At 63.3% G+C, this 15,053-nt stretch carries 12 protein-coding genes; 4 read left to right on the top strand and 8 right to left on the bottom strand.

The features are described 5' to 3' along the window. Positions 1–40 precede the first annotated feature (40 nt). The 6 genes from tsaE to ubiE form a co-directional block, all read right to left on the bottom strand. A complete protein-coding gene (gene tsaE, locus YH63_RS06620; RefSeq protein WP_046828286.1) occupies positions 41–1,564 on the bottom strand; it encodes a tRNA (adenosine(37)-N6)-threonylcarbamoyltransferase complex ATPase subunit type 1 TsaE in 1,524 nt (507 codons plus the stop codon). Beyond that, the gene (locus tag YH63_RS06615; protein WP_046828287.1) at positions 1,561–4,077 is read right to left on the bottom strand and encodes a PAS domain-containing sensor histidine kinase; all 2,517 of its coding nucleotides are present in this window, start codon (positions 4,075–4,077) and stop codon (positions 1,561–1,563) included. The genes tsaE and YH63_RS06615 overlap by 4 nt, the downstream gene beginning before the upstream one ends. Before the next feature lie 315 nt (positions 4,078–4,392). Beyond that, complete coding sequence (gene dut, locus YH63_RS06610) at positions 4,393–4,851, bottom strand: dUTP diphosphatase (RefSeq protein WP_046828288.1); 459 nt, start codon at positions 4,849–4,851, stop codon at positions 4,393–4,395. After that, positions 4,848–6,266, bottom strand: a complete 1,419-nt coding sequence (coaBC, locus tag YH63_RS06605) for a bifunctional phosphopantothenoylcysteine decarboxylase/phosphopantothenate--cysteine ligase CoaBC (RefSeq protein ID WP_137325137.1) — start codon at positions 6,264–6,266, stop codon at positions 4,848–4,850. The genes dut and coaBC overlap by 4 nt, the downstream gene beginning before the upstream one ends. Before the next feature lie 75 nt (positions 6,267–6,341). Then, on the bottom strand, positions 6,342–7,910 hold the full coding sequence (ubiB, locus tag YH63_RS06600; RefSeq protein WP_137325136.1) for a 2-polyprenylphenol 6-hydroxylase: 1,569 nt from the start codon (positions 7,908–7,910) through the stop codon (positions 6,342–6,344). After that, positions 7,907–8,668 carry a bifunctional demethylmenaquinone methyltransferase/2-methoxy-6-polyprenyl-1,4-benzoquinol methylase UbiE gene (gene ubiE, locus YH63_RS06595; RefSeq protein WP_046828291.1) on the bottom strand — a complete coding sequence of 254 codons (762 nt, stop codon included), beginning with the start codon at positions 8,666–8,668 and terminating at the stop codon, positions 7,907–7,909. The genes ubiB and ubiE overlap by 4 nt, the downstream gene beginning before the upstream one ends. A 298-nt stretch (positions 8,669–8,966) precedes the next feature. Between ubiE and YH63_RS06590 the strand changes: the two genes are divergently transcribed. Together YH63_RS06590 and mutM are read left to right on the top strand one after the other, a co-directional pair. After that, positions 8,967–9,347 (top strand): glyoxalase superfamily protein, encoded by a 381-nt coding sequence (locus YH63_RS06590; RefSeq protein WP_046828292.1) that lies wholly within the window; start codon positions 8,967–8,969, stop codon positions 9,345–9,347. A gap of 9 nt (positions 9,348–9,356) precedes the next feature. Next, the gene (gene mutM, locus YH63_RS06585) at positions 9,357–10,238 is read left to right on the top strand and encodes a bifunctional DNA-formamidopyrimidine glycosylase/DNA-(apurinic or apyrimidinic site) lyase (protein WP_137325135.1); all 882 of its coding nucleotides are present in this window, start codon (positions 9,357–9,359) and stop codon (positions 10,236–10,238) included. A 351-nt stretch (positions 10,239–10,589) separates the two neighbouring features. Here the strand turns inward: mutM and YH63_RS06580 are convergent, their stop codons facing one another. Then, a complete protein-coding gene (locus YH63_RS06580; protein ID WP_046829708.1) occupies positions 10,590–11,978 on the bottom strand; it encodes a peptidoglycan-binding protein in 1,389 nt (462 codons plus the stop codon). Positions 11,979–12,150: 172 nt separating this feature from the next. On the opposite strand from YH63_RS06580, the gene YH63_RS06575 reads away from it, so the two are divergent. Continuing rightward, a complete protein-coding gene (locus tag YH63_RS06575) occupies positions 12,151–12,951 on the top strand; it encodes a HesA/MoeB/ThiF family protein (RefSeq protein ID WP_046828294.1) in 801 nt (266 codons plus the stop codon). Between the two features lie 188 nt (positions 12,952–13,139). Here YH63_RS06575 and YH63_RS06570 read toward each other — a convergent pair whose 3' ends face one another. Then, positions 13,140–14,144 carry a 2-hydroxyacid dehydrogenase gene (locus YH63_RS06570; protein ID WP_046828295.1) on the bottom strand — a complete coding sequence of 335 codons (1,005 nt, stop codon included), beginning with the start codon at positions 14,142–14,144 and terminating at the stop codon, positions 13,140–13,142. Between the two features lie 304 nt (positions 14,145–14,448). Here YH63_RS06570 and YH63_RS06565 point away from each other — a divergent pair, with 304 nt between their 5' ends. Continuing rightward, on the top strand, positions 14,449–14,982 hold the full coding sequence (locus YH63_RS06565) for an SH3 domain-containing protein (RefSeq protein WP_046828296.1): 534 nt from the start codon (positions 14,449–14,451) through the stop codon (positions 14,980–14,982). The last annotated feature ends 71 nt before the right edge of the window (positions 14,983–15,053 follow it).

Genomic DNA, 15,053 nt, shown 5'->3' with positions numbered 1-15,053 from the left:
ACAACCGGTAAAGGCAACGCCGTCAAAACAGCCGTTTTGGTCAGGTCGCGGGCGGGGGGACGTGGGCGGTACACCACTCGCGGAATATTTCCAGCGACGGATGGGCGAGCGCACGATTGAGATATGTCCACACCCGCGGCTGATGCTGCAGGTATTGCGGCTTGCCGTCACGCCGGTTGAGGCGGGCAAAGGTGCCGAGCAGCCGCGTATTCCGCTGCGCGGACATGATCGCATACTGCTGGACGAAGGCTGCGGGATCGAAAGTCGGATCTGCGGCCCGCCGTTCCTTGGCGTAGCGGGTCAGCATCGCGATCTCGATGCTTTCGGGCACGTCGATCCGCGCATCCTGCAACAGCGAGACCAGATCGTAGGCAGGCGGGCCCATCACCGCGTCCTGAAAATCAAGCAGGCCGACGCGCCCGATGTCCCTGCGGTGCGCGAGCCAGATCAGATTGGGCGAGTGGAAGTCGCGCAACATCCAGGTCTTCGGCGTGTCCGCGAGCTTCGCAAACAGATCGCCCCAGATCAGCAGAAAATCCGCATGCATGTTGCTGGTCAGCGTCACGCCTTTGTCTGGAAGATACCATTCCGGCATCAGTCCGACTTCGGTCATCATCGCGGCGTCGTCAAACGGCGGTACGATGTAGTCGAGGTGCGGCGCGAGCGGCAGCACGTCGGGCAGTTGTTCCTGATGGAAAGCTGCCAGCATATCCACCGCGGCCTGGTAGCGTTCGGCGATAGGCTTCGGTGGATCGCCTTCGATGAAAAGATCGCCGCCGAAATCCTCCGTGATAAGGAAGCCGTCATCCAGATCGGCATGATGGATCGCCGGTGCGGAATAGCCGCGCTCGCGCAGTCCGTTGGCGATGGCGACGAACGGCCTGACGTCCTCGGCGAGATGGACCGCCTCGCTGTAGGATTTGCCGTCGTACAAGGCGGGTCCGTCGGGGCGGCGCGGCGAGTTCATCAGGATGGTCGATTGATCGCCTTTGACCAGCCGCGCATAGGACCGCGTCGAAGCATCACCCGGCATGCGCTGGCGTTTGGCCTCCAGGCTGCCTGCAATTTCGAGAAAGCGCCGCAGCGATGCCAGCCGTTCGACTTTCGCGGTCAGCTTGCCGTAGCCCGTGATCTCGGCGGCGCGCGCACCGGTGCCGAGTGACGGCCGATGGCTGAACGCGATATCGATCCGGTCCGGCGGCAGCATCTGTGGTGCGCGTTCCGGCCATTCGATCAGCGCCACGGTGCCGTCCGGCAGCGGCGACAATCCGATTTCTTCCAGTTCGTCCGGATCGTTGACGCGATAGAGATCGGCATGCAGCAGCGGGAAGGACGGCAGATCGTAAGTCTGCGCCAGCGTGAACGTCGGGCTCGGCACTTCCAGATCGTCGTCTTGCGCGAGATAACGGATCAGCGCGCGTGCGGCCGCGGTTTTGCCGGCGCCGAGATCGCCCGACAGGGTGATGACGTCGCCCGCGCTCAGGAGCAGCGCGAGGTCGGCCATCAACTGGCCGGTGGCGGTCTCATTCGCCAGTGCGGCATGGAATGTCGAGAGGTCGCTCATTCAGCAGCATTGCGAAAGGACTGGTCGACGGGGAACTCGCAGGTCACCGTCGTGCCCTTGCCGACCACCGAGTCGACATGGACCTTGCCGCCGTGCAGTTCGACAAAGGATCGCACCAGCGACAGGCCAAGGCCTGCGCCGCGATGGCGCGATCCGTTGGCATGGCTCTCGAACCAGTCGAACACCTTGTCCTTGACCTCTTCCGGAATGCCGGGCCCGGAATCGGACACCGAAAACACCACGCTGGCGTTGCTGCGCCGCGCGCGCAGAGCCACCGCGCTGTTCGGCGGCGAGAAGCCGACGGCGTTGGCTAGCAGGTTATAGAGCACCTGGACGATGCGGCGTTCGTCGGCGACGAAATCGCCGATGGCAGGATCGATGTGAACATCGAGTCGGATGTTCTCGCGGGCGAGGCGATCCTGGATGCCGGCGGTCGCCTCATCGACGGTCTTGCGCAAATCCACCGGCCCGAGATTGAGCTTCATCGCGCCGGCATCGATGGTGGCGAGGTCGAGAATGTTGTTGCTGATGGCGAGCAGCGCATCGGTCGAGGTGGTGATGTAGCTCAGATACTCGCTCTGCTTCGGCGTCATCGGTCCGGTGGATGGATCGCCGAGGAAATGCGCGAAGCCGATGATCGACGTCAGCGGCGCGCGCAGCTCGTAGGACATGTGATGAACGAAGTCGATTTTCATCTGGTCGGCGGCTTCCAACGCCTCGTTGCGTTCGCGCAGCGCGCGCTCGACGTTCACGGTGTCGGTGACGTCCTGGAAGGTCAGCATGGTCGCGCCGTCGGGCAGCGGCATGGTGGTGCAGTCGATGACGCTGCCGTCCTTGCGCTCGAGCTTGAGCGGAACCGAAATCCGGTCGTCGATGCCGGTGATGGCGGCGCGCAGGGTCTGCCAGGTTGTGTCGTCGTCGAACAACGGCCGGCACCACTGCTCGATGGCTTCGATATGCGGCTGCTGCGCCAGCGCTTCCGGGGACAGTTTCCACATCCGCGCGAAGGGCGGATTGAACAGCTGTGCGCGGCCGTTGCTGCCGAACACGGCGACCGCTTCCGCCAGATTGTCCAGCGTTTCGCGCTGGACGCGGATCAGGCCGTCGTTCTGCCGCGCGAGCTTCAGGCTTTCGGTGACGTCGTCAAACAGATAGGTGACGCCGCCTTCGGGGTTGGGCGCGGTGACGACGCTGAGCGCGCGGCCGTCCGGCAGGTACCAGGTGTCCTTGGCAGGCTCGATGGCGCGGTAGGCCTCGAACAGCTTGTTCTTCCACGCGCGGAAATCGGGCTGCTCGGGAATCTTGCGGGCGACACGGAGCTTGTCGAGCACGCTGGAATCGTCAGGATTGTCGTCGAGGAATGCGCGGTCGAAGTCCCAAAGCCGACGGTAGGAATCGTTGTAGAATGTCAGCCGCCGGGATGCGTCGAACACCGCGACGCCCGACGAGAGCTGATCGAGCATGCGGCGATGGGCTTCCGCCATTCGTTCCAGCGCAGCGCGCAGGCTTGCGGCCTCGGTCGCATCAACGGCGATCCCGGCGCTGCCGCCCGCCACGTTGAGTGCGTGAATGTCGAAGATGCGGCGCTGACCGCCGGTCACAATCGGAACCCGTGCTGCGAACCCGTTTCTGTCCGCGAGCGCCCGCGCCATGTTGGCACGATCGTCGTGGTCGAGCAGTTCGAGATTGCGCTCGATGGCGTCGGAGACCGAGGCTGCATCGGTCGCCTGCGCGTAGGCGGCGTTGGCGAAGCTGAGGGCACCGTTGCTGCGGCGGGCCCAGACCGGCAGCGGAACAGCCTCGGCGAATGCGCGCAGTGCGCCGGTTTCTTCCAGCAAATGACTGTGCCGGATGTTGAGTTCGGCGAGTTCCATCCGCACCCCGGAGAGTTCGCGGATCCGGACGATAGCCTGCCCGCCGATGGCGCGGCCCATCGCCTCGATGGTGCGCCCGGCGGCTGTCGACAGATTGAGCTGAAAGCCTTCGCCGGCTTCGCGCAGGTTGTCGATGGCGTGATCCATTGCAAGCGCCTGTTCCGGAAGCAGCCAGCTTCCGAAGGCGAGGAGCCGCTGCGGGTTGAACGGGTCAGCGCCTTGCGGCATCAACATGGCCACATCGCCGCTGATGTCGGGGCGGTCTTCGCCCGCGGCCCAAGAGATCAGCACCTGCGGCTCGGCGAACAGCAGCGCGCGAAAGCGATCCGCCTCGAGCTGCAGCGCCTGATTATCCGACAGCAAACGCGATTCGATGTGTGCGGCGCGCAGCCGGGTGCGCATCAGCAGGATCGCCGCGACCACGGAGAATCCGAGGACTGCAGCCGCGACGCTCAGCGCGGCAATTTCCTGCCGGTCGATGGCTGCGAGGAGCGTCAGCGCGTTCTGGAAGACATCGTCGCGTGCAAAAGCGGGCGCGATGCCGAACAGGGCCGCCGCACCAAGGCCAACCGCGCCTCCGCGCACAATCGAAGTGCACGACAGCAAGGTCCGCCGCATCCCCTCGATCACGCCTGACATGATCTATCCCAACTGCCGCACACGAATCGAACGACAATATCCTCAACAGGAGTCGCCGGGTAAGAGTCCAGACCGTGAACGTGAATCGCGCTGCAAAATAATGGCTGCGTGAGCGATTGTGCGGTGCGATTCGACACCTAGTGGTCCGATTCTAACATTCGCATCCCTTTTCAGCAGGCATTCTAGCGAATGTTAGAATCGATGGACCACTAGCAGATACAGGTTTCTAGTGGAGTTTTGGTTTGACATTCGCTTTGCGAAATTGCTGCCAGCAGGGTCGCGAATGTCAAATCCACTCCACTAGTGAGGATCGATCTACCGCCCGGTGGAACCAAACCCGCCGCTGCCACGATCGGTGGGCGACAGCGATGCAACGGCCACAAGATTTGCCTGTGTCACGGCGGCGATGACAAGCTGGGCGATGCGTTCCCCGCGCCGGATCGTGAATGGCTCGTCGCCATGATTGATCAAAAGCACTGAAACTTCGCCGCGATAGTCGGCATCCACCGTGCCCGGCGAATTGAGAACGGTGACACCGTGCTTGAACGCCAGCCCTGATCGCGGGCGCACCTGCGCTTCATGACCCGGCGGCACCGCGATCATCAGTCCGGTCGGCACCAGCGCGCGTTGTCCCGGCTTCAGCGTGAGCGGTTTGTCCTCGGGAACCGCGGCAAGGAGATCGAGGCCTGCGGCATGCGCGGTCTGATAAGCCGGCAGCGCGAGGCCTTCGGCATGTGGCAGGCGCTGGATCTCGACGGCGATGGCAGTCGTCATGAATTCTGTTGTCCTATCGTGCTGGCGATTTTTGCGACGAGCGCGTCCGCGACTTCCTCTTTGGTCATCACCGGCCAGGAATCAACCGCGATATCGGCTTTATCCCGCGTGAGAATGTGGACGGTGTTGCGGTCGCCGCCCATCACGCCGGATGCAGGCGACACATCGTTGGCGACGATCCAGTCGCAGCCCTTGCGCTTCAGCTTCGATGTCGCGTTCTCGATCAGATTCTGGGTTTCGGCGGCGAAGCCGATCACGAGTTGCGGTCGGTTTTGCTGGTGTTTGGAGATTGTGGCGAGAATGTCCGGGTTCTCCACCAGTTGCAGCGGCGGCATGCCGCTCGCGGTCTTCTTGATCTTCTGCTCGCCCGCATTGGCAACGCGCCAGTCGGCGACGGCGGCGGCGAAGATCGCGATATCCACCGGCAATGCGGCGTCCACTTGCGCAAGCATGTCACGCGCTGATTCCACGCGGATGACGCGGACGCCGACAGGATCGTCCAGATCGACCGGACCAGAAATCAGCGTCACGTCCGCACCGGCCTCGGCTGCGGATGCTGCGATGGCATAACCCTGCTTGCCGGAGGAGCGGTTGGCGATGTAGCGCACCGGATCGATCGGCTCGTGGGTCGGGCCGGCGGTGATGAGGATCTTCTTTCCTGCAAGCGGCCCTGTGTGCGGCGGGCGCAGCATCGCCTCTGCTGCGATGGCAATTTCGGTTGGTTCCGACATGCGGCCGACGCCCGCCTCGTTGGCTTCGGCCATCTCGCCGGAATTCGGACCAATGAAGCTGACGCCGTCGCGCACGAGTTGCGCGACGTTGCGCTTGGTCGCGACGTTGGCCCACATCAGCGGGTTCATCGCAGGCGCCACCAGCACCGGACGGTTGGTCGCGAGCAGGATCGCGGTGGCAAGGTCATCGGCCTGGCCCTGCGCCATCTTGGCCATCAGGTCGGCGGTGGCGGGTGCGACGATGATCAGGTCGGTATCGCGGGCGAGGCGGATATGCCCGGCGTCGAACTCGCTCTGGGCATCGAACAGATCCGTGTAGCAGCGCTCGTCGGCCAGCGCCCCGGCGGTGAGCGGGGTGACGAATTGCTGCGCGGCGCGGGTCATCACGCAGCGGACATGGATGCCGCGCTCTTTCAGGCGGCGGATCAGATCGAGCGCCTTGTAGGCAGCGATGCCGCCGCCGATGATCAGCGTGACCCGCGGGAGATCGATCGGGAACGAGGCCCGGGTCCGGTGCGGCTGGTTTCGCGCGGGGCCTGATGGAGGTTTGACGGCCTGAGGCTCGGCAGCCTCGCGCAAGATCATCCGGACCTCATCCTCCACCGAGCGGCCGGCCTTGGCGGCGCGCAGCCGGAGACTGGCTTTGAGGGCTTCATCGAGTTTGCGGACGGTCAGGCTGGCCATGACATGCTCCTAAACGAGCATAATCCATAGCAAATGATTTCATTGCAATCAAATCATGACAGCAATGCCATCAACTTATCGGATGCTCCAGAGAATGCCGAGGAAGGTCAACGCGATCACCCACAGCGCCGCCGTCTGCCAGCGGGTGCGTTTCGCCTCGGCCTTGCCGATGGCGGCGACGGTTTCAGGCGCCAGCACCAGCCCGTCGCGGGTCATCTGGTCGAACTGGTTCAGCACGGCGACCGATCGCGCGGCGATCGCCGGCAGGCCGGCCAGCACCTTGCCGAGGTCACCCGCGCCGTGCACCACGCCTTCGATCTGGCCGAGCGGGCCGAGGTTGCGCGCGATCCATTCGCGCACCACGGGATCGGCGGTGGTCCAGATGTCGAGCTTGGGGTCGAAGCCGCGCGCCACGCCTTCGACCACCACCATGGTCTTCTGCAGCATGATCAGCTCAGGCCGCGTGCGCATGTCGAACAGGCCCGTGACTTCGAGCAGCAGCGACAGCAATTTCGCCATCGAGATTTCGTCGGCAGCGCGGTTGTGGATCGGCTCGCCGATGGCGCGGATGGCCTGTGCGAAATTCTCCACCGAATGATGCGCGGGCACGTAGCCCGCCTCGAAATGCACCTCGGCGACGCGGTGATAGTCGCGGGTGATGAAGCCCAGAAGAATTTCGGCGAGGAAACGGCGCTCCTTCAGGCCGAGCCGCCCCATGATGCCGAAATCGACCGCGACCAGCCGCCCGGTGTCGTCGACGAACAGGTTGCCGGGATGCATGTCGGCGTGGAAGAAGCCGTCGCGCAACGCATGGCGCAGGAAGTTCTGGATCACCTTGCGGCCGAGATCCGGCAGATCAATCTGCGCGGCTTCAAGTTTGGTGCGATCGTTCAGCGCGATGCCGTCGATCCATTCCATGGTCAGCACGTGATGGCTGGTGCGGTCCCAATCCACCGACGGCACGCGGAAATCATGATCGTCGCGGGTGTTCTCCGCCATCTCGGACAGCGCGGCGGCTTCCAGCCGCAGGTCCATTTCCATCGCAACCGACCGCGACAATGTATCGACGATCTCGACCGGACGCAGCCGCCGGGCTTCGGCGGATACGGCTTCCATTTTACGCGCCACGAACATGAAATCGCTAAGATCGTGGCGAAACCGGCCGCCGACATTCGGTCGCAGCACTTTCACGGCAACGGTCGTGCGGACGCCGTCCTTTTCCACTTCGGCGCGATGCACCTGCGCGATGGAGGCGGCGGCGACCGACTCGCCGAAGCTCGCAAACACCTCAGACACAGGCTTATCAAACGCAGTGACAACCACAGCCTCCGCCTGCGCCTGCGGAAACGGCGGCAGGCGGTCCTGAAGATTCTCCAGATCACGGGCCATCGTGATGCCAACGACGTCAGGCCGGGTGGCGAGAAACTGGCCGAGCTTGACGTAAGTCGGACCAAGACGCGTCAGCGCGCGGGACAGTCGTCCGCTGGTGGCGGCGCCGCGCCGTTCGATCAGCCGCGCCATGCGAACCGCGAACTGCGCCTGCGGCGGCATGGTGGAGGGGTCGGCGAAGCCGAACACGCCTTCACGCGCGAACACGTAGCCCGCGCGCGCCAGTCTCAGGGTATGAGTGAGAGCAGAAATCACAAACGCCAGCCTGAATGGAGCGCGACAATGCCGCCGGACATGATGTCGTATTTGACGCGCGAAAAGCCCGCGGCGCTGATCATGTCGGCGAAGGCGTTGGGCTTCGGAAATTGCCGGATCGATTCGACCAGATAGCGATAGGATTCGGCATCGCCGGTGACGGCGCGGCCAAGCTGCGGGATCACATTGAACGAAAACAGGTCGTAGATCCGATCGAGGCCGGGCACATCGACGGACGAGAATTCCAGACACAGAAACCGCGAGCCGGGTTTCAGCACGCGATAAGCTTCGCTGAGCGCCAGCGGGATGCGCGGCACGTTCCGGATGCCGAAGGCGATGGTGTAAGCGTCGAAGCTGTTGTCCGGGAAGGCGAGGGCCTCCGCGTTGCCTTCGACGAGCGATACCTGATGATCGAGATGCTGCGCCACTGCGCGCTCGCGGCCGACACTGAGCATTTCGCCGTTGATGTCGCAGACGGTGGCCTGAAATCCGTGGCCTGCGGCCTTGGCCGCGCGGAAGGAAATATCTCCGGTGCCGCCGGCGACGTCGAGCAGCGCAAATGGCGCGTCGGTGCGCGGCGGGTTGAGCGCGGTGATCATCGCCTCTTTCCAGAGCCGGTGCATGCCACCCGACATCAGGTCGTTCATCAGGTCGTAGCGCCTGGCCACGCTGTGAAACACCTCGTTCACCAGCGTCTGTTTCTCGCCAAGCTCCACGTCCCGGAAGCCGAAATGCGTCGTTCCGTCAGGCCGTTCCATACTCTGTCAATCCAAGCGGCTTGTTGCGGCGGGACCATAGCCTGTCGCGCCGGGGCGCGCTACATACCCTGTCGGAACGCCAATGTCCCGAATCCGAAGTTCGCCCTTATTTGGCGGCGCGCTTCATAGCGAACTTCGGATTCGAAAGGACATTGGGAATATTAATTCTGGTGTGGTTTTGGTTCGCAAGTCCGCAAAAGGGCCTGCTGTGGAAGCACTGCGGACTTGCGAACCACCACACCAGCGCCTTGAGGCTGGTGGCGTCAAGGTTAATGCGCAAATTGACGCGGGGTCGCCCATGCCCATCGAGTTCAGCCGAGTCATTCCCACCCTGCGGATGTTCGATCCCGCCAAGGCGCGCGAGTTTTATTTCGATTATCTCGGGTTCAAGGTCGATTTCGAGCACCGTTTCGAACCAGCGTTGCCGCTGTTCATGGGAATATCGCGGGGCGGGATCCAGCTTTACCTCAGTGAGCATCACGGCGACGGTTCGCCCGGTGTTCATATCACCATCGACACGGTCGGACTTGCCGATTACCACGCCGAACTCGCGGCGAAGGGCTACAACTACATGCGCCCCGGCCTCGAGAAGCAGCCGTGGGGCGCGACGACGATGACCGTGTACGATCCATTCTCAAATCACATCACCTTCAGTGAAGCCGACAGGGCCTCGGCATGAGAGCAACCGATGCCTGAATTACCCGAGGTCGAAACTGTCCGCCGGGGCTTGCAGCCGGTGATGGAGGGGCAGCGGATTGTGCGTGTCGAGACGCGCCGCGATGGCTTGCGATTTCCGTTTCAGACGGATTTTATCGCGCGCCTCGAGGGCAAGACGGTCAGCGGCCTCGGGCGTCGTGCGAAATACCTGATGGCCGACATGGAGAGCGGCGACGTGCTGCTGATGCATCTCGGGATGTCGGGCTCGTTTCGCGTCACGCTCCCCGAAGGCGAGAGCACGCCGGGCGACTTCCACTATCCGCGCAGTGAAAACCGGACCCACGATCACGTGGTGTTCCACATGACGTCCGGCGCCATGATCTCGTTCAACGATCCGCGCCGCTTCGGTTACATGAAAATCGTTCCGCGCGCGGAGATGGATGCTGAACCGTTGCTGCGCGGCCTTGGACCCGAACCGCTCGGCAATGAATTCGATGCGGCGATGCTGGCGCAGTCCTGCGTGGCCAAGAAGACCAGTCTCAAGGCCGCGCTGCTGGATCAGCGCGTGGTCGCGGGTCTTGGAAACATCTATGTCTGCGAGGCGCTGTTCCGCTCGCGCCTCTCGCCAAAGCGACTGGCTTCGACGTTGGCCGATCGTAAAGGCGCGCCGACCGATCATGCCAGGCGTCTGGTCGGTTCAATCCACACCGTGCTGAACGCGGCGATCAAGGCGGGCGGCTCATCGCTGCGCGATCACCGTCAGACCGACGGTGAGCTTGGCTATTTCCAGCACTCGTTTCTGGTCTATGACCGCGAGGGCGAGCCTTGCAAGACAGCGAAATGCCGAGGGATTGTGAAGCGATTCACGCAGAATGGGCGGTCAACGTTTTGGTGTTCGACCTGTCAGAAGTAGAATTCCGATCTGTTTTTTACCCGCTTGAGTCTTGCGTAATGTTTCAACACGTCGTCCCCGCGAAGGCGGGGACCCATAACCACCAACTTTTCGTTTGGTGAGGTGGTCGAACATCTCGCTCTAGATTAAAGTTCAGGGAGTATGGGTCCCCGCCTTCGCGGGGACGATGATGAATTGACTTCAGGGCTATTACCTCACGCTGGCCGAAATCCCCGCGCGGACGAAATGGCAGAATGGTGACAGACTCCGGCGCATAAGGCGGCACGGTGACGAAACGGTGCATGCTATTTTCCCGCCCGGGGCGCACGGTGATTGCAGTGCAATCACACTCTCTCCGCCGCCGGTGCCGGTTTACTTCCGCACGCAGACCAGCCGAAGCACCGAAGCCTTTGCATCTGACGGGCCTGTCGCGACCGCAACACCCTTCGCTTTCAAAAATTCGCGCACGGCATCGGCGGGCACGAGTAACGCCTGTGACGGCAGCGGCGTTCCTGCCGGTCCCGCCACCACGGCAGGTTTCAGCCGCACAGCGCCTGCGAACTTGCCGTCAGCATCGAGTGCCGCAGCGCCGGAGAAGCCCAGCGCGGGCTCAGGTGACAGTGTTGTGTCGTCGGCGCCCGCGGGCGTTGCTGTCGCCGCGACAACCGTCACGGAATTGCGGCCGCCCTGATTTTGTGGATCGGCAATGCCGGTCAGGTTGAGATTTGGTTTGGTTGCACCGTTGCCGGACATCGCCAGCGGCTTTAGTCCGGTCGCGCCATAGATACGCAGCAGCGCCAGCTCGCGCGTCTCGTCGTCGGCAATGCGGGTGGCGTTGCCGTAACCCGGCACGGCGATGGTCATGCAGCCATCGGTGGCCTGACGATCGGCAACGATCGCGCCGTCGGTGCTGGCGACGATGCCGGTGGAGTACTCCACCTTCTTGCGCGGCGGCGGGCCGGCCTGCGCCACGTTGCCGGGGAACGGATTGTATGCACTCGACATCGCCACCGTGACCGGGATCATGGTGCCTTCGGTGGCCTGATCGTAAAGGATGGTGAGAACACGAACCTCATCGTTGCGCGTCTGCCCGCGGATGTAGAATTTCTTCAGGCCCTGCGATCCAGACAGCACAAAGAAATCCGGTTTCACCACGCTGTAGTCGGCCTTGCGCGCGTTCAGCTTCTTCTCGCCGGCGGCGACTGTTGCGGTGGTGGCGCCAGCTTCCTTGCGGCGCAGAAATTCGATCTGGATGGTGCCGGTGGTGGAGGACCATTTGGTGCCGTTGACGTCGCTGACGATCAGCGGCACCAGTTTCGACGGCAGGCCGATGCGCGCGCCGCTGGTGGCGTCGCTGACGATCTTCCAGCCGACATTGTCCTGCCGCTTCTTCGCCTCCGCGCTCAGCACGCCGCGTTCCTGCGCGTTCAGTACGCCGGTTTCCTTCGCGCCATGATCTTTCTGGAACGCCTTGATGGCGGACACCATCCGGTCGCTGGCCTCGCCGCTGATCACGCCGTTGTAGAGGCTGACCCAGGCGAGGTCCGACTGGATCGCAAGGCGCTCGGCCTGCTCCATCGCCTTGGCGGTATCGACCGGGGTTTGCACCGCCGGGCGGGTCGGCACCGTTGTCACCGGCTTGGGCTTGATCTCCGCCGGCGCCTGCTTGGCCTGCGGCGCTTGCTTGGCAGCCGGGGTCTGCGCCACGGCGGTGCCGAGCGTGGCAGCCATCATCAGCGCGAGGGCGAACGGCAGTTTCATGAACGGTCTCATTGCTGGTAATAAGCGCATGCGAGCATAGAGCATGATGCCGAAGAACGGGTACCGGTTTTCGGGGCATCAGGCTCTGGAGCAGCAATCGTTTGTCCGCGGCAGCGGCGCGGCGGTTCGACCGATGCGGAAAAATAGCTGACGCGAGAGTGATGAAACCGGGATGCTGACATCTGAAGAACTGGAGCGCTATGCGCGCCATATCGTGTTGCGCGAGGTCGGCGGCCCCGGTCAGGCCGCGCTGAAGGCGTCGCGCGTGCTGGTGATCGGAGCGGGCGGCCTCGGCGCGCCGGCGCTGATGTATCTCGCCGCAGCGGGCATCGGAACCCTTGGGGTGGTCGATGACGATACAGTGTCGCTGTCCAATCTGCAGCGGCAGATCATTCACGCCACGCCGGATGTCGGCCGCCCGAAGGTGGACAGCGCGGGCGACAGAATTCTTGCGCTTAACCCGCACGTCACGCTGCGCACCCATGCGGTACGGCTGAACGCTAAAAATGCGCTGGATCTGATCGGCGGTTACGATGTGGTCGTCGACGGCTCCGACAATTTCGCCACCCGCTATCTGGTGTCGGACGCGTGTTATCTGGCGAAGAAAACGCTGGTCGCAGGTGCGCTCGGCGTGTTCGACGCGTCGCTGACCACGATCCGCGCACACGGGGCCGATGCGAATGGCAACATGAACCCCACCTATCGCTGCCTGTTTCCGGAAGCGCCGCCGCCAGGCACCACGCCGACCTGCGAGGAAGCGGGCGTGCTCGGCGCACTGGCCGGCGTGCTTGGTTCGATGATGGCGCTGGAGGCGATCCGCGAGATCGTCGGTTTCGGCGAAAGCCTTGTGGGGCGTCTGGTGATGATCGACGCCCGGGCCATGCGCTTCGAGACGCTGCGCTACGCCCGCGATCCGTCAAATCCGCTCAACGGCGACACGCCGACGATCACGGATCTGAGCGGGCACAAGTAGTACGTCGGCATTTCAGTCACGATGTCCGCGCTTTCAACCACGATGTCGTCCCCGCGAAGGCGGGGACCCATACTCCCTGGAGGGAATGGTGTGTGGGAGCGTTCGTTCTTTTAACAGCGAGTGTAGGGGTTATGGGTCCCCGCCTTCGCGGGGACGACGAGAAATAGTCGCAGACCGAAACAGGCAGTCTACGCCACGCCCGGCAGCACACGATCCGGCGGCTTGTGACCGTCGAGGAAGGTGCGGATGTTGATCATCACCTTCTCGCCCATCTCGACGCGGCCTTCGAGTGTCGCCGAGCCCATATGCGGCAGCAGCACGACCTTGCCCGCTTTGGCGAGCCGCACCAGCTTCGGATTGACCGCAGGCTCGTTCTCGAACACGTCGAGCGCGGCACCGGCGATCTCGCCGTCCTCGATCAGCTTGGTCAGCGTCGCCTCGTCGATCACCTCGCCGCGCGCGGTGTTGATGACGTAGGCGTCTTTCCGGATCAGCTTCAGCCGCCGTGCCGACAACAGATGGAACGTCGCCGGCGTGTGCGGGCAGTTCACCGAGATAAAATCCATCCGCGCCAGCATCTGGTCGAGGCTGTCCCAATAGGTCGCGCCCAACTCTTCCTCGATCTGCGGGGCGACCGGGCGGCGGTTATGGTAGTGAATCTGCAGCCCGAAGGCGTGGGCGCGGCGCGCCAGCGCCTGTCCGATGCGGCCCATCCCGATGATGCCGAGGCGCTTGCCGCCGATACGATGGCCCAGCATCCAGGTTGGCGACCAGCCCGGCCAGTCCTTGCCCTCGGTCAGGATCGACGCACCCTCGATCAGGCGGCGCGGCACGGCGAGAAGCAGCGCCATGGTCATGTCGGCGGTGTCTTCGGTCAGGACCTTCGGTGTGTTGGTGACCGTGATGCCGCGCGCAATCGCCGCAGCCACATCGATGTTGTCGACGCCGTTGCCGAAATTCGCGATCAGCTTGAGGCGGAGATCGGGCTGGTCGAGAATCTCGGCAGTGATCTCGTCGGAGACGGTCGGCACCAGAATGTCTGCGGTGCGAACAGCTTCGGCGAGCTGCGCAGGGGTCATGGGAGTGTCATCGAGGTTGAGCCGGGTATCGAAAAGCTCGCGCATGCGCGTTTCAGTGCTGTCAGGCAGCTTTCGCGTGACCACCACCAGCGGCTTTTTCTTACCCGAAACCATTCTCCAGAAGCCCTTCGATCGTAAGCGGGTTTGCCGTTCCCGGACGCTAGGGCCCGGCCGTTCAATTCACATTAACCGACTTGCTCGAAGGTAGGAATTCGTTGCCGGTCCGGTGAGCTTTTCGCAGCTTTTCAGGCGCTTGGCCCGTGGTCCCTCTCTAGCAGAAGGCCACGCCAAGACAAGAACCCAAGGGTTTCCAAGGCCCTCCAAGGTTCCTGAAAGCGCGGTCAGCGGTGGTCAGGATGCGAGAGGGCATCACGGATGGCAGGGAGCGGCACTGGGGACCGCACGAAGGAACGTTGTTATGGGATTTGCTCGAAATTTCGCGTCGCTTGCGGTGGGATGTGCGCTCTGGGTCGCATCATGCGCGACGGGTCTTGCCGCCAAGGACAAGGATGCGGTGGCGACGGCGAGCGGCCTGCCGGTGCCGCGGTATGTCAGTCTGAAGTCCGACCACGTCAATGTCCGTGCCGGTCCCACCAAGGATCAGGACGTCACCTGGATCTACACGCGTTCCGGCCTGCCGGTGGAAATCACCGCCGAGTTCGAGAACTGGCGGCGCGTGCGCGATTCGGAAGGGGCAGAAGGCTGGGTCTACCATTCGCTGCTGTCGGGCAGACGTACGGCGGTCGTCACCATGAAGAACAAGGACGACCTTGCGCCGGTTCGTGACCGTGCCGACCCCAGCAGCGCAATTTCGGCCAGGCTCCAGGCCGGCGTCGTCGCCACAGTGAGGCGCTGCAATGAGGGCTGGTGCCGCATCACCGGCAACGGCTTCGATGGCTGGATCGAGCAGCAGCGGCTCTGGGGCGTCTATGCCGACGAGAAGGTGAACTAGGTTATATAACGTCTGTCATGCGCGGGCATAGCCGTTCAAAGAACGGTGTCGCTTCCGCTCGCCTATGACCC

It is taken from the genome of Afipia massiliensis, from assembly GCF_001006325.2.
Lineage (GTDB): Bacteria > Pseudomonadota > Alphaproteobacteria > Rhizobiales > Xanthobacteraceae > Afipia > Afipia massiliensis_A.
This window is presented reverse-complemented; position numbering and strand designations above follow the sequence as displayed.